At 72.2% G+C, this 17,873-nt stretch carries 15 protein-coding genes; 12 read left to right on the top strand and 3 right to left on the bottom strand.

Going from position 1 to position 17,873, the window contains the following annotated elements; genetic code table 11:
* Positions 1-103: 103 nt before the first annotated feature.
* From RM704_RS36965 to RM704_RS36975, 3 genes are all read left to right on the top strand, one after another.
* On the top strand, positions 104-1,075 hold the full coding sequence (locus tag RM704_RS36965; RefSeq protein WP_033532639.1) for an aldo/keto reductase: 972 nt from the start codon (positions 104-106) through the stop codon (positions 1,073-1,075).
* Positions 1,076-1,210: 135 nt separating this feature from the next.
* The gene (locus RM704_RS36970; protein WP_033532638.1) at positions 1,211-1,777 is read left to right on the top strand and encodes a TetR/AcrR family transcriptional regulator; all 567 of its coding nucleotides are present in this window, start codon (positions 1,211-1,213) and stop codon (positions 1,775-1,777) included.
* Positions 1,774-3,297: an MFS transporter gene (locus tag RM704_RS36975; RefSeq protein ID WP_033532637.1), complete on the top strand. Its 1,524-nt coding sequence runs from the start codon at positions 1,774-1,776 to the stop codon at positions 3,295-3,297. Before RM704_RS36970 ends, RM704_RS36975 begins: the two co-directional genes overlap by 4 nt.
* 71 nt (positions 3,298-3,368) lie before the next feature.
* On the opposite strand, the gene RM704_RS36980 is transcribed toward RM704_RS36975, so the two are convergent.
* Entirely contained in the window at positions 3,369-4,043 is a 675-nt protein-coding gene (locus RM704_RS36980; RefSeq protein WP_033532636.1) for a lysophospholipid acyltransferase family protein, read from the bottom strand.
* A 331-nt stretch (positions 4,044-4,374) separates the two neighbouring features.
* On the opposite strand from RM704_RS36980, the gene RM704_RS36985 reads away from it, so the two are divergent.
* The 3 genes from RM704_RS36985 (at position 4,375) to RM704_RS36995 (ending at position 6,735) form a co-directional block, all read left to right on the top strand.
* On the top strand, positions 4,375-5,577 hold the full coding sequence (locus RM704_RS36985; RefSeq protein ID WP_192829885.1) for a glycerophosphodiester phosphodiesterase: 1,203 nt from the start codon (positions 4,375-4,377) through the stop codon (positions 5,575-5,577).
* Positions 5,578-5,685: 108 nt separating this feature from the next.
* Positions 5,686-6,192 carry an RNA polymerase sigma factor gene (locus RM704_RS36990; RefSeq protein WP_033532634.1) on the top strand — a complete coding sequence of 169 codons (507 nt, stop codon included), beginning with the start codon at positions 5,686-5,688 and terminating at the stop codon, positions 6,190-6,192.
* A gap of 45 nt (positions 6,193-6,237) precedes the next feature.
* Complete coding sequence (locus RM704_RS36995; RefSeq protein WP_033532633.1) at positions 6,238-6,735, top strand: GNAT family N-acetyltransferase; 498 nt, start codon at positions 6,238-6,240, stop codon at positions 6,733-6,735.
* 26 nt (positions 6,736-6,761) lie between these two features.
* On the opposite strand, the gene RM704_RS37000 is transcribed toward RM704_RS36995, so the two are convergent.
* Positions 6,762-7,193 carry a hypothetical protein gene (locus RM704_RS37000; protein WP_033532632.1) on the bottom strand — a complete coding sequence of 144 codons (432 nt, stop codon included), beginning with the start codon at positions 7,191-7,193 and terminating at the stop codon, positions 6,762-6,764.
* A gap of 1 nt (position 7,194) precedes the next feature.
* Positions 7,195-7,554 (bottom strand): hypothetical protein, encoded by a 360-nt coding sequence (locus RM704_RS37005; RefSeq protein WP_033532631.1) that lies wholly within the window; start codon positions 7,552-7,554, stop codon positions 7,195-7,197.
* A 452-nt stretch (positions 7,555-8,006) separates the two neighbouring features.
* Here RM704_RS37005 and RM704_RS37010 point away from each other — a divergent pair, with 452 nt between their 5' ends.
* From RM704_RS37010 to cobT, 6 genes are all read left to right on the top strand, one after another.
* The gene (locus RM704_RS37010; protein WP_033532630.1) at positions 8,007-9,071 is read left to right on the top strand and encodes a methionine ABC transporter ATP-binding protein; all 1,065 of its coding nucleotides are present in this window, start codon (positions 8,007-8,009) and stop codon (positions 9,069-9,071) included.
* A gap of 62 nt (positions 9,072-9,133) precedes the next feature.
* Positions 9,134-9,814 carry a methionine ABC transporter permease gene (locus RM704_RS37015; RefSeq protein WP_438828976.1) on the top strand — a complete coding sequence of 227 codons (681 nt, stop codon included), beginning with the start codon at positions 9,134-9,136 and terminating at the stop codon, positions 9,812-9,814.
* A 77-nt stretch (positions 9,815-9,891) separates the two neighbouring features.
* Positions 9,892-10,722 carry a MetQ/NlpA family ABC transporter substrate-binding protein gene (locus RM704_RS37020; protein ID WP_033532628.1) on the top strand — a complete coding sequence of 277 codons (831 nt, stop codon included), beginning with the start codon at positions 9,892-9,894 and terminating at the stop codon, positions 10,720-10,722.
* A 142-nt stretch (positions 10,723-10,864) separates the two neighbouring features.
* On the top strand, positions 10,865-11,503 hold the full coding sequence (locus RM704_RS37025) for a GNAT family N-acetyltransferase (RefSeq protein ID WP_033532627.1): 639 nt from the start codon (positions 10,865-10,867) through the stop codon (positions 11,501-11,503).
* Between the two features lie 125 nt (positions 11,504-11,628).
* The gene (gene cbiE / locus RM704_RS37030) at positions 11,629-12,840 is read left to right on the top strand and encodes a precorrin-6y C5,15-methyltransferase (decarboxylating) subunit CbiE (RefSeq protein WP_033532626.1); all 1,212 of its coding nucleotides are present in this window, start codon (positions 11,629-11,631) and stop codon (positions 12,838-12,840) included.
* A gap of 350 nt (positions 12,841-13,190) precedes the next feature.
* Positions 13,191-17,669 carry a nicotinate-nucleotide--dimethylbenzimidazole phosphoribosyltransferase gene (cobT, locus tag RM704_RS37035; RefSeq protein WP_033532625.1) on the top strand — a complete coding sequence of 1,493 codons (4,479 nt, stop codon included), beginning with the start codon at positions 13,191-13,193 and terminating at the stop codon, positions 17,667-17,669.
* The last annotated feature ends 204 nt before the right edge of the window (positions 17,670-17,873 follow it).

Below are 17,873 nucleotides of genomic sequence, written 5' to 3' on the forward strand. Positions count from 1 at the left end.
CCCCCCCCCCCCCCCCCGCCCCTCACCCACACCGCACAACGAAGGTCATCACGGGTTACGTTGGCTCAGGAACCGCAAGGAGCCGACCCGAACGGAGCCCGCGATGCCCTTCGCCCGACTGGCCGCAGCGACCACCCCCACCTGCCACATCGGCTTCGGTCTGGCCGCAGTCGCCCGCCCCGGCTACATCAACCTCGGCCGGGACGCCGACCTCGGTGAGAGCCGCACCGTCGAAGCCCTCCGCGCCCGCACCCACGAACTCCTCGACGCCGCCTACGCCCAGGGCGTCCGCTACTTCGACGCGGCCCGCTCCTACGGCCGCTCCGAGGAGTTCCTCGCCGACTGGCTCCGCACCCGGCCCGGCCTCGACGACGTGGTCGTCGGCAGCAAGTGGGGCTACACCTACACCGCCGACTGGACCATCGATGCCGAGCAGCACGAGGTCAAGGACCACAGCCTCCCGACGTACGAGCGGCAGCGCGCCGAGACCGCCGAGCTGCTCGGCGACCGGCTCGACCTCTATCAGATCCACTCGGTGACCCCGGACAGCCCGGCCCTCACCGACAAGGAACTCCACGCCAGGCTGGCGGAGGCGGCCGCCCAGGGCGTCACCGTCGGCTTCTCCACCAGCGGACCGGCCCAGGCGGACGCCATCCGCACCGCCCTCACCGTGACCGTCGACGGCGAACCCCTCTTCCGTACCGTCCAGTCGACGTACAACGCGCTGGAGACCTCCGCCGCCCCGGCCCTCGCCGAGGCGCACGACGCCGGTCTGACCGTGATCGTCAAGGAGGGCATGGCCAACGGCCGACTGGCGGGTCCACACGCTCCGGACGCGCTCAGGGACGTCGCCGAACGGACGGGCCTCGGCTGCGACGCGGTCGCCCTGGCGGTGGTCCTGCGGCAGCCCTGGGCCGGAGTCGTCCTCTCCGGCGCCGCCACCACCAACCAGCTCGCCTCCAACCTGCACGCGGCGGTCGTCGACCTCGACGACGACCAGCTGGCCCGCCTCGCGGACCTCGCCGAGGACCCGCGGACGTACTGGGAGAAGCGCGGCAGCCTGCCCTGGCACTGAGCGGAACGCGGCAGCCCGCGCCGCACCGAGCGAAGCCCTGTCCCGGCGCCTCAAAGCGCCGGGACAGGGCTACTGTCATGAGACACACATAGCCCGTGTGAGACAGGAATGTCTCACACGGGCTATGGTTGTCTCATGGCCGTCGATCGTGAACACGTGCTGCGCAGCGCAGCCGCCCTGCTGACCCGCAAGTCCACCGCGACCATGGACGAGGTCGCCAAGGCCGCCGGGATCAGCCGGGCCACGCTGCACCGCCACTTCGCCGGACGCGACGCGCTCGTACGGGCGCTGGAGGCGCTCGGCATCCAGGAGTGCGAGGCCGCGCTGGACGCGGCGCGCCCGGACGAGGGACCGGCGCGCGACGCCGTCCGCCGGCTCGTGCGCGAGATCGAACCCGCCGCGGGCCTGCTCGCCTTCCTCTACACCGAGAACCAGCTGTTCGAGGGGGAGGGGCAGCACGAGGGCTGGGCCCGGATCGACGACCGCGTCGCGGCCCTGTTCAAGCGCGGCCAGGCGGCCGGCGAGTTCCGCATCGACCTCACCCCGGCCTGGCTCACCGAGGCGCTCTACGGCCTGCTTGCCTCCGGCGCCTGGGCGGTCTCCGAAGGCCGTGTGGCAGCCAAGGACTTCACCTTCATGATCGTCGAGCTGCTGCTCGGCGGCGCCCTGCGTCATCCCGAACAACCGAGAGAGGAATCATGACCAGCACCCTGCGGCCGGCCCGCACCGTCGAGGCGGAGAAGAGGCCGGGCCGCTGGCTCGCGCTCGCCGTCCTGGTGCTCGCCGTGCTGCTGGTGGCCGTCGACGCGACCGTCCTCGGTCTCGCGACCCCCTACATCAGTGAGGACCTGAAGCCCTCGGGCACCCAGCTCCTGTGGATCGGCGACATCTACTCGTTCGTCATCGCGGGCCTGCTCGTCTCGGCCGGCAGCCTCGGCGACCGCATCGGCCGCAAGAAGCTGCTGCTGATCGGTGCCACGGCGTTCGGCGCGACCTCCGTGCTCAACGCCTACGCGACGACGCCCGAGATGATGATCGTCGCGCGAGCGCTGCTCGGTGTCGCGGGCGCGACCCTGATGCCCGCCACCCTCGCCCTGATCCGCAACCTCTTCCACGACCCGCGCGAGCGCAGCCTCGCCATCGGCGTCTGGGGCGCCACGGCCTCCGCCGGCACGGCCGTCGGACCGGTCGTCGGCGGTTTCCTGCTCGAACACTTCTGGTGGGGTTCGGTCTTCCTCATCAACCTGCCCGTGATGGCCGTCCTGGTCCTCGTCGGCATCAAGCTGCTCCCCGAGTCCCGCCACCCGAACCCGGGCCCGTGGGACATGCCCAGCGTCGGCCTGTCACTGGTCGGCATGATCGGGGTCGTGTACGCGGTGAAGGAGATCGCCACCCACGGCGTCGACGGCGACGCGCTCGCCGCCGGCCTCCTCGGCGTCGCCGGGCTGTTCTTCTTCGTACGCCGTCAGCTCACCCTGCCGCACCCGCTGCTGGACATGCGGCTGTTCCGCAACCGGGGCTTCTCCGGAGCCGTCCTCGCCGACCTGCTGACCATTCTCGGCCTGTCCGGTCTGGTCTTCTTCCTCTCCCAGTTCCTGCAACTGGTCCAGGACCGAGGCCCGTTGGAGGCGGGTCTCGCCGAGCTTCCGGCGGCGATCGGAGCGGTGGTCGCGGGCCTGCTCGCCGGAGCCGCGGCCCGCCGCTTCTCGGTCCGTTCCGTGGTGACGGGGGGTCTCGCGGCCATCGGCCTGGCCCTCGCCCTGCTCACCCTGGTCGACCGCTCCACCGGCTACCCCCTGATCGGCGTCGCCCTGCTGGTCGTCGGCGTCGGCGCCGGCTTCTCCTTCACCGTCACCGCCGACGTCATCCTCTCCAGCGTCCCCAAGGAGCAGGCGGGTTCGGCCTCGGCGGTCTCCGAAACGGCGTACGAGCTCGGCGCGGCCCTCGGCATCGCGGTCCTGGGCTCGATCGTGACAGGGGTCTACCGCGAGTTCACCGCCCCCGCGGGCACCCCGGCCGGGGCCCACGAGTCACTGGGCGGCGCGGTGGAGGCGGCGTCGGCCATGCCGGCCGACAGTGCCCGGGTGATGCTGTCGGCCGCGCGTGAGTCCTTCGTGGAGGGCCTCACGACCGCGGCGGGCGCGGGCGCGGTGGTCCTCCTGGCCACGGCGGCGGCGGCCTGGTTCATGCTGCGCGGGCAGCGCCTGGAGAGTGGCGCCTAGGGACAGACAGCACGGCACCCGCGGCGTAGTACGCGCCGCGGGTGCCGTCCGGCGGGTGCCGCGCCGCGAGGCTACGCCGCCTCTTTCGCCTTGGACGCGTACATGTCCACGTACTCCTGGCCCGACAACCGCATGACCTCGGCCATCACGGAGTCGGTCACCGCCCGCAGCACGTACCGGTCCCGATCCATCCCCTCGTACCGGGAGAACTCCATCGCCTCACCGAACCGCACGGTCACCCGATGCGGCCGCGGCAGCCCCGCGCCTCCCGGCTGGATCTTGTCCGTCCCGATCATCGCGAACGGCACGACCGGCGCCCCGGTCATCAGCGTCAGCCGGGCGATGCCGGTACGGCCCCGGTACAGCCGGCCGTCGGGCGACCGCGTGCCCTCGGGGTAGATGCCGAACACCTTGCCCTCGTCCAGGATCCGCCGGCCGGTCATCAGCGCCGCGACACCGCCCCGGCCGCCGTCGCGGTCGACGGGGATCATGCCGACGCCGGTGAAGAACCAGGCCATCAGACGGCCCTTGATCCCCTTGCCGGTGACGTACTCGTCCTTGCCGATGAAGAAGACCTGCCGGTCGCAGACCAGCGGCAGGATCATCGAGTCGATGAAGGTCAGATGGTTGCCGGCGAGGATCACCGGACCGTCGCCCGGAATGTGCTCCGCACCCTCCACCCGGGGGCGGAACATCAGGCGCATGATCGGTCCGAGCACTGCCTTGATGAGCGCGAAGCGGGACAACGGGCCCTCCCATGTCAAGCGTTCCGGTACAAGTCTGTGCAGGTGAGGACGATACTCCCGGCCCATGGGGCGGCGCACGTCGGGTTCACCGAGTGGATACCAACTGTTGACGCTGTTTTACCTGCGGTGACGCTGTGGTGGCGGGATGTCACCCGGGTGCGGCATGTGACGGACATCGCGTCACCGAACCGACACTCCGTCAAATTCCGCCTCTCGTGCGACACGAGGCGTCTTCCGCGTGTTCGGTCCCAGGTCTCCCGACGGTCACCTCGGGACACCTACGATCGTCCCGCTTTGACAGGTGCAGGGCATCACGGTGGAGGAGCCGGTCATGGGGACGCAGGAGTCGCGGCAGTCGCAGGACGCGAACGACCAGGGACGGGGAACGGGCCGACGGGCGCTGCTCGGTGCCGCGGTGCTCGGCGCGGGCGGAGCGGTCCTCGGACTGCCGGCCGCGGCGAGAGCCGACGAGGCGACGCCGGACGCCAAGGCGGCCGGCCACTCGGGCGGCGGCTACCGGAGCCTTCCGGTGCCGACGATCATCGCGCACCGAGGGGCCAGCGGCTACCGCCCGGAGCACACGCTCGGTTCGTACCAGCTCGCCCTCGACATGGGCGCGCACGTCATCGAGCAGGACCTCGTGCCCACCAAGGACGGCCATCTCGTATGCCGTCACGAGAACGACATCACCGGCACGACCGATGTCGCGGCACACCCCGAGTTCGCCGGCCGGAAGACCACGAAGGTCGTGGACGGCGTCACCTACACCGGCTGGTTCACCGAGGACTTCACCCTCGCCGAGCTGAAGACCCTGCGCGCCAAGGAGCGCATCCCGGGCAACCGCCAGGAGAACACCCTCTACGACGGCCGCTGGGAGATCCCCTCCTTCGAGGAGGTGCTGCGCTGGGCCGAGAAGGAGGGCCGGAAGCGGGGCAGGCGCGTCTGGCTGCACGTCGAGACCAAGCACCCCACCTACTTCCGCAAGCTGGGCCTCGGCCTGGAGGAGCCGCTCGCCAAGCTGCTGCGCAAGTACGACCGGCACCGGAAGAACTCGCCCGTCTTCCTGCAGTCCTTCGAGCCGAGCAGCATCCAGCGGCTGAACCGGCTGGTCGACAGCCCGCTCGTCGTCCTGCTCTCCGGAGCCGCCACCCGGCCCTGGGACTTCGTCGAGGCCGGCGACCCGCGCACCGTCGCCGACCTGGTCAAGCCGGCCGGACTCGCCTGGATCGCCTCGTTCGCGAACGGCGTCGGCCCCACGCTCGACCTGATCATCCCGCGCGACTCGGGCGGCAACCTGACCACGCCGACCACCCTCGTCGCCGACGCGCACGCCGAGGGGCTGATCCTGCACCCCTACACCCTGCGCAACGAGAACACCTTCCTGCCCGCGAACTTCCGCAAGGGCACGGACGCCAACGCCTACGGCGACTCCTTCGGCGCGCTCAAGGTGTACTTCGACACCGGCATCGACGGCATCTTCACCGACAACCCGGACACCGGTCTGCTGGCCCACGCGGACTTCGTCGGCGACTGAGCGAACGACACACGAGTTCGAACGTCAACGGCTGAGGCCCGGGCCCCGATTGGGGTGACGCGCGTCCGCCCCGGCAACCCGTGCCGGGGCGGCGGCGTCCCGGGGCGTATGACACACGACATGCTCGCCACCCTGCGCCCCCTGCTGGTCGCGGAGGTCTCGGCGGAGGCGTATGCGGCCGGGGCCGAGGCGGGAGACCTGGAACAGGCGGTCTGGCTGCGCCTGCTGGAACGGCTCGATGCCGACGGCCCGCCCGAGGACCCCGAGAGCTGGCTGCGCAGCGCCGTCCGCTTCGAGGCCCGACTCAGCCGTCGCGCGGCCCGATTCGAACGCCCCTACGCGGCCGAGCCCGCCGACGAGCACGCGCCTGGTCCCGAGCAGCAGGCGCTCACGGCGGCCCGTCGCCGCGCGCTGTACGCGGCCGTGCGCCGGCTCCCCGGGCGCTGCCCCCGGCTGCTCGCCGCCCTGCTCTCCCCGAAGGACCTCACCTACCGTGAGATCGCGGGCGAGTTGGGTATCTCACAGGGCAGCCTCGGCCCGGAACGTTCCCGATGTCTGGGATGTCTTCGGCGATTGCTGGCGGCGGAGGTTGCGGCACGCGAACCACGGGGATAGGAGTGAGGGACATCGGGTGAGCAGGTGAGCGGGAGGCGTGCACACATGGGCATGAGCGTGACCATCTCGGTGGCGACCGAGCAGGACGCCGAGCAGATCTTCAGGCTGCAGTACCTGTGCTTCCAGAGCGAGGCGGCACTGTACGGCAACTACCGCATCGATCCGCTCGTCCAGAGCCTCGACTCCGTCCGCGCGGAGGTCGCCACGGACTGCGTGTTCGTGGCCAGGCTGGGGGACGAGGTGGTCGGTTCCGTGCGCGGCGCCCTCGACGCCGACGGCACCGCCGCCATCGGCAAACTCTGCGTCCACCCGCGCCTCCAGGGGCACGGCATCGGCGCGAGGCTCCTGCGTGCCGCCGAGTCGGCCCTCGCCGAGGAGCGCGGCGCCACCAGGTTCCGCCTCAGCGCGGGCCACCGCAGCGAGGGCAACCTCCGGCTGTACCGCCGGGTGGGGTACGAGACGGTCGGCACCAGCCAGGGGCAGGACGGGGTCCCGATGGTGGTGCTGGAGAAGCCGGCGGAGGCGTACGCGGCGACGGCGTGAGGGAGCGAGCGTGAGGGTTTGCGCCCCTAACGGGGCGCCCGCGCACCCTTCTGCAGCCAGTACATCGCCGTGACCGGCAGGATCACGGGAATGAACAGATACCCGATCCCGTAGTCCGACCACACCGTCTTGTCCGGGAACGCCGACGGCTCCACCAGCGTCCACGTGCCCACGATCAGCACGCCGGCCAGTTCCACCGCACAGCAGATCCGCGCCGCCCTCCGGGCGAACTCCCCGCCCCGCACCAGCGAGTACGTGATGAACCCGTACACGACACCGGCGAGCGCGGACAGCGAGTAGGCGAGCGGCGCGTGCTCGAACTCCGTCGAGATCTGCACGACGGACCGCGAAACGGCCCCGACCACCATCACGCCGTACAGCCACACCAGCAGCATCCCCGGCCCACTGATGAGCCGCGCCCGCTTCTCCCGCTGCGGCACGTCGTCCGTGGCGGTCACGTCAGCCTCCCCAGATGTCGTAGAGCCGCACCTGCAGCACGGCGAGCACCACACCCCCGGCCGCGACGGTCACGCTGCCCCAGCGGGTGCGCTCCGCCAGCGACATGAATCCGGTGACGGGGACGCAGGCGAACGCCCCGAGAAGGTAGGAGACGAAGATCGTGGTCCCCTGCTCCGGCTTCTCCCCTCGCGCCAGCTGCACGATCCCGACGGCCAACTGGACGAGCGCCAGCACCGACACCACGGCCATGCCGATGAAGTGCCAGTCCTTGGTCGGCTGATCGCGGTACGCGGCCCAGCCGCACCACGCGGCGAGCAGAAGCGCGGCGACGGCGGTCGTCACCGTCAGGGCAACAAGCATGCCGCGACCCTATTACGGCCCAAAACTCCGCCGCGCCCGGCCCCGGGCCGGGGCACCCCCGGGGCGGGCAGCGTGGCCTTGGCCACAGCGCCGGATGACCACATGGTGAACCACCTGGTTCCTCACCTGCGGATATGCGCCTCAAGTCCGTCCGTTATACGGACAGCCCGCTCTCACCTGCTGCATACATCTGATTTACTGATCTCATGACCACGACGAGCTGCCGCACCCTTGCGACCGAGGCGACGATGACGCCCGGTGCTCGTTGTATGTGTCGAATGTGCGCCTTCTAGAAGGCCCCGCGCGCCGCAGCGCGTGACGGACGAAGCCTCCCCGCGCACAAGTTCTCCTCCGGTTCCATCGCCACCGCGAGAACCGTGTCGCGTCCCTGACCGCTTGCACCCGTGTCCGGGCACACCCACGCCCGCGCACTCGACAGTGACGGAAATCCAGTGATCACCACATCGGGCCTGACGAAGATCTATCGGGCCGACCGAGGTCGCGGCCGCGAGGTCACCGCCCTCGACGGCGTCGATCTCCACGTACGCGAGGGCGAGGTGTACGGCGTGATCGGCCAGTCCGGCGCCGGCAAGTCCTCGCTCATCCGCTGCGTCAACCTCCTCGAACGCCCCACCTCCGGAACGGTGACCGTCGCGGGCCGGGACCTGACCGCCCTGGCCGGCCGCGGCCCCCGCGCCGGTCGGCGACTGCGGCAGGCGCGCAGCGGGATCGGCATGGTCTTCCAGCACTTCAACCTGCTCTCCTCCCGCACGGTCCAGGACAACGTCGAGCTGCCCCTCGAGATCCTCGGCAGGTCCGGCCAGGAGCGCTCCCGCAAGGCCCTGGACCTGCTCGACCTCGTGGGCCTCGCCGACAAGGCCAAGGCCTACCCGGCCCAGCTCTCCGGCGGCCAGAAGCAGCGCGTCGGCATCGCCCGCGCACTGGCCGGCGAACCGAAGGTGCTCCTCTCCGACGAGGCCACCAGCGCCCTCGACCCGGAGACCACCCGATCGATCCTGACGCTGCTGCGCGACCTGAACCGGCAACTCGGCCTGACCGTCCTGCTCATCACGCACGAGATGGACGTCGTGAAGAGCGTCTGCGACTCCGCCGCCCTCATGGAGAAGGGGCGCATCGTCGAGTCCGGCACCGTCAGCGAACTGCTCGCCACCCCGGGCTCCGAACTGGCCGCCGCGCTCTTCCCGGTGGGTGGAGAGGCCACCGGGGACGACCGCACGGTCCTCGACGTCACCTTCCAGGGCGAGGCCGCGACCCAGCCGGTCGTCTCGCGGCTGTCCCGCACGTACAACATCGACATCTCGATCCTCGGCGCCGCCATCGACACCGTCGGCGGCCTCCAGATCGGCCGGATGCGCATCGAACTGCCCGGCCGCTACGAGGACAACGTGGTTCCCGTCGGCTTCCTGCGCGAACAGGGCCTGCAGATCGAGGTGGTCGGCCGGGACGTACCGACGCCCGCGCCCACGTCCACGCCGGTGAAGGAAGGTGCCAAGTGACCTGGGCCGATTTCTCGACGAGGCTGCCCCTGCTGGAGCAGGCCTGTTGGGACACCCTCTACATGGTGGGCTGGTCCACGGTCGTCGCCGTCGTCGGCGGACTTCCGCTCGGCATCGTGCTCGTCCTCACGGACCGGGGCGGCCTGCTGCAGAACGTCCTCGCCAACAGGATCGTCGGGCAGATCGTGAACGTCGCCCGCTCCATGCCCTTCATCATCCTGATGGTCGCGCTGATGGGCTTCACCCGCTGGGTCACCGGCTCGACCATCGGCCGTGAGGCCGCCATCGTGCCGCTCGCGGTCGGCGCCGTCCCGTTCTTCGCGCGCCTCGTCGAGACGGCCGTCCGCGAAGTGGACCACGGGCTGGTCGAGGCCGTACAGGCCATGGGCGGCAACACCTGGACCGTCGTCCGCAGCGTCCTCGTCCCCGAGTCCCTGCCGTCGCTGATCTCGTCCACCACGACGACCGTGGTCACCCTCATCGGCTACTCGGCCATGGCCGGCACCGTGGGCGCGGGCGGCCTCGGCGACATCGCCATCCGCTACGGCTACCAGCGCTTCGAGACCGAACTGATGTGGATCACCGTGGCGGTCCTGGCCGTCGCCATCTCCGCCATCCAGTTCGCCGGCGACTACGCGGCCCGCGCCCTGCACCGACGCGGCGGCCGGTCCGGCCCCGCACCCGCACTCCGGCTGCTGAGGGCCAGGTCCGAACCCACCGCGGCCGACGCCACCAAGGCCTGACCCCCTTCTCGGGCATCCACAGATCTCCCGTCCCACCCATGACGGGACCGCTCCACCCAAAAGGAAAGGCACTTTTCGTGCGTAACACCGCCAAGCTCACCACCGCCGTGCTCGCCGCCGGAGCCCTCACCCTCGGGCTCACCGCGTGCGGCGCGGGCGGCGACTCCGCCTCCGACACCAGCGGTCCGCTGGTCGTCGCAGCGAGCCCCACCCCGCACGCCGAGATCCTCGGCTTCGTCAAGGACAACCTGGCGAAGGACGCGGGCCTGGACCTGGAGGTCAAGGAGTTCACCGACTACGTCCTGCCGAACACGGCGACCGAGGACGGCTCCGTGGACGCCAACTACTTCCAGAACCAGCCCTACCTCGACTCCTTCAACAAGGAGCGGGGCACCCACATCGTGCCCGTCGTCACCGTGCACCTGGAGCCGCTCGGCCTCTACTCGAACAAGGTCAAGAGCAAGGACGACCTCAAGAGCGGCGCGACCGTCGCCGTCCCGAACGACACGGTCAACGAGGCGCGTGCCCTCAAGCTCCTCGACTCCGCCGGGATCATCACCCTCAAGGACGGCGTCGGCACCGACGCGACCCCCGCCGACATCACCGAGAACCCGAAGAAGCTCAAGTTCAAGGAGTTGGAGGCCGCCCAGACCCCCCGCTCCCTGGACGACGTCGACGCCGCGGTGATCAACGGGAACTACGCCCTGGAGGCCGACCTCTCGCCCGCCGACGACGCCCTCGCCGTCGAACCCGCCAAGGACAATCCGAACGGCAACTTCCTCGCCGTCAAGGAGGGCGGCGAGGACGACCCGCGCGTCAAGAAGCTCGCCGAGCTCCTCACCTCGGACGAGGTCAGGAAGTTCATCGAGGACGAGTGGAGCAACGGCTCCGTCCTCCCGTCCTTCTGACCGCACGTATACGGCGTATCACCACGCATGGGGTCCGCTCCCTCACGGGGAGTGGACCGTGTGGTGCGATTCAGTGCTTTCATGCTGCATGCTGGGCAGTTCAGCCAGGCCCTCAAAGTTTTCGAAGGTTACGGAGCGGCGCATGACGAGCACCTTTCCCGACATCTCCATCAGCACGGATCGGTTGGTTCTGCGCCCGTTCGACGAGGACGACACCCAGGCGTTCACCGAGATGATGAACGACGAGCAGGTGATGGCCTGGACCGACGTCCCGCAGCCCTTCACCGAACGTGAGGCGCGTACCTGGATCACCGAGTACGCGCCCACCGAACGCACCTCGGGACGCGGCCTCGACCTCGCGGTCACCGAGTTCCTCACCCAGCGGCTGGTCGGCGTCATCCAACTGACCAGGACCGACTGGCACGTGCGGGCCACGGAGCTGTCGTACGTCGTGGCCCCCTGGGCGCGCGGCGAGGGCTACGCCTCCGAAGCCGCCCTCGCGACCGCCCAATGGCTGTTCCGCGAGCAGAAGTTCGAACGCATCGAGCTGCGCACCGCCGCCGACAACACCGCCTCCCAGCAGGTCGCGCAGAAGATCGGCTGTATCAGCGAGGGAGTGCTGCGCAACGCCTGCATAGCGCGGGCCCGCACCGCCGAGGACGGCTGGACCGAGATCCGCACGGACTTCATCGTCTGGAGCCTGCTCCCCGAGGACATCGAGGGCGTCAGCGAGGAACTGGCCGACAGCGGTGGTTTCAGCTCCTACTCGGACTGGAACTGAACAACCCACGGGTACGCGCGAGGCCGCCGCCCGGCCGCCGGGGCCCACCCCGTCACCAGGTACTCTCACGGGACCCCGAGCGGGTAAACCGACGACCTGCGAAGACCCTCTGGAGACTGACGACGATGGCCGACCGGGTCACGGTGATCGGCTGGGACGGCTCCCCCCTGACCGCCGCGGCGCGCTCCGCCCTCGCCGCCGCCACCCTGGTGGCCGGCGCGGCCCACCACCTCGCCCTGCCCGAGGTGCCCCCGGCCGCCGAACGCATCCGCCTCGGCAGTGTCGCCCTCGCCGCCCGCCGCATCGCGGGCCACCGGGGCACCGCCGTGGTCCTCGCCGACGGCGACCCTGGCTTCTTCGGCGTCGTCCGCACCCTCAGGTCCCCCGAGTTCGGCCTGGAGGTCGAGGTCGTCCCCGGCGTCTCCTCCGTGGCCGCCGCCTTCGCCCGCGCGGGCATGCCCTGGGACGACGCCCAGGTGGTCGTCGCCCACCGCCGTACGCTGCGCCGCGCGGTCAACGTGTGCCGCGCCCACACCAAGGTCGCCGTCCTCACCTCACCCGGCGCCGGCCCCGCCGAACTCGGCCTCCTCCTCGAGGGAGTTCACCGCACCTTCGTGATCTGCGAGGAACTCGGCACCGCACGCGAACGCGTCACCGTCGTCACCTCCGACAAGGCCGTCGACCACACCTGGCGCGACCCCAACCTCGTCATCGTCATCGGCGGCCCCGCCACCGCGGCCGAGGGGGGCGGCTGGCTCGCCGGACGCGACCCCTCCACCGGGCCACGCGGCTGGGCGCTGCCCTCCGGTGTCTACGGCGCCGCCATGGGCGAGGGCGAGGGCGAACTGCTGCGCTCCGCCCAACTGGCCCGCCTGGGCCCGCGCGTGGGCGACCTCGTCTGGGACATCGGCTCCGGCAGCGGCGCCTTCGCCACCGAGGCCGCCCGCTGCGGCGCCGCCGTCATCGCCGTCGACCGCGACCCCGAGGCCTGCGGCCGTACGACCCTCGCCGCCCGCCGCTTCGGCGTGCAGCTCCAAGTGGTCCACGGCGCCGCCCCGCACGTCCTGGAGAACCTCTCCGAACCCGATGTCGTCCGCGTCGGCGGCGGGGGCGCGACGGTGGTCTCCGCCGTCGCCGACCGCCGTCCCCAGCGCATCGTCACCCACGCGCTCACCCGCCCCGCCGCGGAACGCATCGGACGCGACCTGACCGAGCACGGCTATGAGGTCCGCTGCGAGTTCGTCCAGTCCGTCGAACTCGATACAAGGGCCTGGACGGAGAGGGAACGGAGCGTCGCGTTCCTGCTCAGCGGGACCCTGTCCGAACGTTCCCAGTGATCCGGTTGTCGTACCGGCGCGGTAGGCTGGCCGATCGTCGTACCGCACTTCGACACCCGGCACTTCGTCGGTCAATGTCCTGAAAGCGCGCCCGTTTTGGGAGCGTGTGTGGTACGGCGGAACGGGGAGGACGCGCAACGTGGCGCAGTCCACAGCGGACCGTCGCGGATCAAGCTGTCGCGACGGGGGAACGACCGCGACAATGGCCATTCAATGGCTTTGTCGACATGCAGGCGGGTCGTCACGTGCCGCTGGGCACGCACGCTCGTTCTCCACATCAGTGGGGCGGTAGGTGCGCCGTTCCCGGGCCAGCTGGCATGGAGGCACTAACCGATGGGCGAGGGGTACGCATGACCGACACCGGCCAGGTCCCGGCCGAGGGACAGCCGGAGAGCGCAGGCATGGTGGAGCAGCCGGGCGTCCCCGCGCCGGGTGCGTACACCTACCTCTCCGAGACCGCCGCCGAGGACGAGGACCTTCTGCTGCCGGGCGCCCAGGGCGCGTGGGGCAACGAGATGCCCCCGCCCGCCCCCGAGCCCGTCGTCCAGGTCGTCCACGAACCGGGCCCGCACGAGATGTCCGGCCGCGACAGCGGCGCGCACGACCTCAGCGCCGTCCGCACTCCCGTCGCCACCCCCGTCCCGCAGCCGCCGGTGGCCCGACGCCCGCTGCACCTGGGCCCGCCGACCCCCGACGCCTCCGCCAGCCCGGTCCGCTCCCTCGCCGACCGGGGCCCGGCGGGCGCCCCCGTACCGCCCGGCGCGGTACGCCACCCCGGTCCGGCCACCACCGGTCCGGAGTACCTCGACGTGCCCCCGCAGCCCGTGTCCCAGTGGGTCGGTGCCCCCGCCCAGGCCGCTCCCGCGCCGGGAGTCGCCGCAGGGGGAGCGGCTGCAGAAACGGTCGCTCCGCAGGAGGCGCAGGTCTCCGTGGTCGTGGCCGAGGCGCCCCTGGCAGCCGAGGGCCAGGAGGAGATCCAGGACCCCGAGGCCCTCCATCAGGCGCAGGACGCCGCCTACGCCCTGGCACAGGAGGCCGCGGTCGCGCAGTTCCGCGCCCCGGAGGCGGTCGGGACGCCGGTCGCGGCGCATGTCCAGCCCCCGGAGGTCGTGGAAGCGCCCGATGTCGTCGAGGAGCGACTTCCTGCGGCCGCCCAGGCGTCGGCCGTCGTCGAGGCCGAGGCCCCGCAGCCGGTCGAGGCGCCTGTCGCCGTCGAGCCCGTCGAGCACGCTCAGATGCCGGAGGCCGCCGAGGCGCCCGTAGCCGATCGGATCCCGGCCCCCGCCGAGACCGCCGCGGAGCCCACGGCGCCGGAGACGGCCGAGCCCGAGACCGTGACCGTGACCGCCGAGGAGGCCGCGCAGGTCCCGCAGCCCGCGACGCCGCAGCCCGAACCGGCCGCGACGACTCCCTCGGCCCAGGCCACTGAAGCCCAGGCCCCCGTGGCTCCTGAAGCCCCGGCCCCTGAGCAGGCCCCGTCTCCCGCCGAGGCCGCGCAGGCACCGGACGCGACGCCCTTCCCCCCGGCCGCCCAGGATGCCGAGCCGATCGAGGCGCAGACCGTCGCCGCGGCGCAGGACGTCCCCCAGGTCGCGCAGGAGGCGGAGACCGTCGCCCCTGTCGAGGACGCCGCACCGGCCCGGCCCGCCGAGGCGGCCCCGCCGACGCAGCCCGAGGCCGCTACCGCCGCACCCGCGCAGGCCGACCCGGCGGTGCCGTCGGCCGCGGCAGAGGGCCCCGAACAGGCCCCCGCCGCTCCCGAGCAGCAGGCGCCGTCCACCGTGGCCGAGGAGCAGGCCGCCACCGACGTACCGGACCCGCAGCCCGCGACCGCCGCCCCGAACGAGGAGCCCACCGCCGCGTCCCCGGCCGAGCAGACCGCCGAGGTCTCCCCGGTCACCGCCCCCGACACCGAGCCCGCGCCAGGCGTCCCGCAGTCGGACACCTCGGCCGCCGAGGAGCCCCGGCCAACGGAAGCGGCAGCGGACGCGGCTGAGGCCCGGACTCCGGAAACCCTCGCGACGGAGACCGCTCAGCCCCGGCCCGAGGCCGTCGCCGAGAGCGTCCAGCCGACGGAGACCGACCAGGCGGGACAGCCGGAACCGCACCCCACGGTCGAGGACCCGCAGGCCACCGAGCCGGACGCATCCGTCGCGGACCCGGTGGATCAGGCGCGGGGCCAGGACCACCACCACCTTCAGGCCTCCGCCCTGGACCAGGTCGTGGCGGCGCAGGCCACCGTGACCACCCCGCAGCCGGAGCCCTCGCAGCCCCTCACCCCCGACGCCGTCGTCGAGCCGGGGACCACGGAGGTGGACGCGACAGTCCAGCCGACCGACGCCGTGAACGCCCCGGAGCCCGCTCCCGCGGACGAGCCGACCGAAGAGGCCCCGCCTGCCGCGGAACAGGCCGAGCCGGCGGCCGACCCGGCGACGGTGGACCCCGCGTCCGTGGACCCGGCGACCGCGGCTCCGACGGCCGCAGAGCCCCCCGCCGCAGACGCCCCGTCGGCCCCGGCCACCCAGGTCGACGCCCCTCAGGGCGCCGTCATCCAGACCCCGGCCCCGACCCAGCTCGAGGCCGACGCCCCGCCCGTCGCGGTGACCTCCTCGGAGCCCACGCCCGCGCCCGAGGCCGACACCGACCAGTCGGCGGGCAGCTTCGTGCCCGCCGACGGCTCCGTGCCGACCGCCGCGCAGCCGGCCCCGACCCCGCCCCAGGGGATGGTGGCCCCGCCGCTCGCCGAGGACGCCGCACCGACGCCCGCCCCCGCCGAGTTCCCGGCGGCCGAGGGACAGACCGACGCGACCGAAGGCCGGACGGAGGCGGAGCGCGCGGGCGAGCCCGTCGCCATGGTCCCCGCCCCCCGGGGCTCCGAGACCGAGACGCTCGTCGTACCGCAGCCGCTCGCGGCGGCCGACACCCACCCGGACGTCGTCCAGAACGCCGAGGACCTCGACACCAGGGCCGCCGACCAGGAGGACGGTGAGCCGGCGGTGCCGGAAACAGACGCAGTGGAATCAGCAGCCGAAGAGAGCACGGCCCCGGTGGACGAAACACCCGAAGACGTGAGGGACGAAGTGCGGCAGCCCACAGGCCCGGCCGCACCCCCCTACGACGACGCCGAGCGCGAGGCCGTCCTGAAGGTCATGCGGGAGCGCCGCGACATCCGCAACGGCTTCCGCGGCGACCCGATCCCGCACGACGTGCTGCTCCGTGTCCTGGAGGCCGCCCACACGGCACCCTCCGTCGGCCACTCGCAGCCCTGGGACTTCGTGGTCATCCGCTCGGCCGACACCCGCCGCACGATGCACGAACTCGCCCAACGCCAGCGCGAGGCGTACGCGAAGTCGCTGCCGAAGGGCCGGGCGAAGCAGTTCAAGGAACTGAAGATCGAGGCGATCCTCGACACCCCGGTCAACATCGTCGTCACCGCCGACCCGACCCGCGGCGGCCGCCACACCCTGGGCCGTCACACCCAGCCGCAGATGGCCCCGTACTCCTCCGCCCTCGCGGTCGAGAACCTGTGGCTCGCGGCCCGCGCCGAGGGCCTCGGCGTCGGCTGGGTCAGCTTCTTCGACGAGCGCGAGATGGTCCGCGCCCTCGGACTGCCCGAACACCTGGAGGTCGTGGCGTACCTGTGCGTGGGCTACGTCGACGAGTTCCCGGAGGAGCCCGAGCTGATGCAGGCGGGCTGGGCCAAGCGCCGCCCCCTGTCCTGGGTCGTCCACGAGGAGACGTACGGCCGCCGCGCCCTGCCCGGCGCCGAGCCGCACGACCTGCTCGCCGAGACCGTCGCCGGGATCCGCCCGCTGGACGCCAAGGCGCTCGGCGAGGCGTGGGAGCGCCAGAAGCGCATGACCAAGCCGGCGGGCGCCCTCGGCATGCTGGAGATCATCTCCGCCCAGCTGTCCGGCCTGTCCCGACAGTGCCCGCCGCCGATCCCGGAGCCCGCGGCCGTCGCGATCTTCGCCGGTGACCACGGTGTCCACGCCCAGGGCGTCACCCCGTGGCCGCAGGAGGTGACGGCCCAGATGGTCGCCAACTTCCTGGGCGGGGGAGCCGTCTGCAACGCCTTCGCCGCCCAGGTGGGCGCCGAGGTCTGCGTCGTCGACGTGGGCGTGGCGAGCGACCTCCCGGCGACCCCGGGACTGCTGCCCCGCAAGGTCCGTGCCGGCACGTCCGACATGACCACCGGGCCCGCGATGACCCGCGAGGAGGCCAAGCAGGCCATCGAGGTCGGCATCGAGACGGCCCGCGACCTGGTCGCGGCCGGCAACAAGGCCCTGCTCACGGGCGAGATGGGCATCGCCAACACCACGGCCTCCGCCGCCCTGATCGCCGTCTTCACCGGCGCCGACCCCGCCGAGGTCACCGGCCGGGGCACCGGCATCAACGACGAGACCCTCGCCCGCAAGACCGAGGTCGTGCGCCGGGCCATCGAACTCCACCAGCCGGACCCCGCCGACCCCATCGGCGTCCTCGCGGCCATCGGCGGCTTCGAGCACGCCGCCATCGTCGGCCTCCTCCTCGGCGGCGCCTCCCTGCGTACGCCGGTGATCCTCGACGGCGTCAGCGCCGGCGCCGCCGCCCTGGTGGCCCGCGCCATCGCCCCCGAGGTCCTCGCCGCGTGCATCGCGGGCCACCGCAGCGCCGAACCGGGCCACGTCGCCGCCCTCCAGAAGCTCGGCCTGCGCCCCTTGGTCGACCTCGACCTCCGCCTCGGCGAGGGCACCGGCGCCCTGCTCGCCCTCCCGGTCGTGCAGAGCGCGGCCAGAGCGATGCACGAGGTGGCGACTTTCGACTCGGCGGGGGTCACCGAGAAGTAGGAGCAGAAGGCAGGTGAGCGGAGGCCGGGCGTCCTTCCGACCCGGCTGAGCTGTGGGCGGTCGTTCGCAGGGCGGGGGAGTGGGCACAGCCCCACCCCCTCCCGCACCCGGCGGCGACGCCCAGCCCATGAGCCTGCTGAGCCGCCCACCCCACCCGCCCCTTAGAATCCGCACATCCGCACATCCGCACATCCGCACGTCAGG

Origin of the sequence: Streptomyces gottesmaniae, from assembly GCF_031845845.1 — a bacterium.
GTDB classification, from domain to species: Bacteria; Actinomycetota; Actinomycetes; order Streptomycetales; family Streptomycetaceae; genus Streptomyces; species Streptomyces akebiae.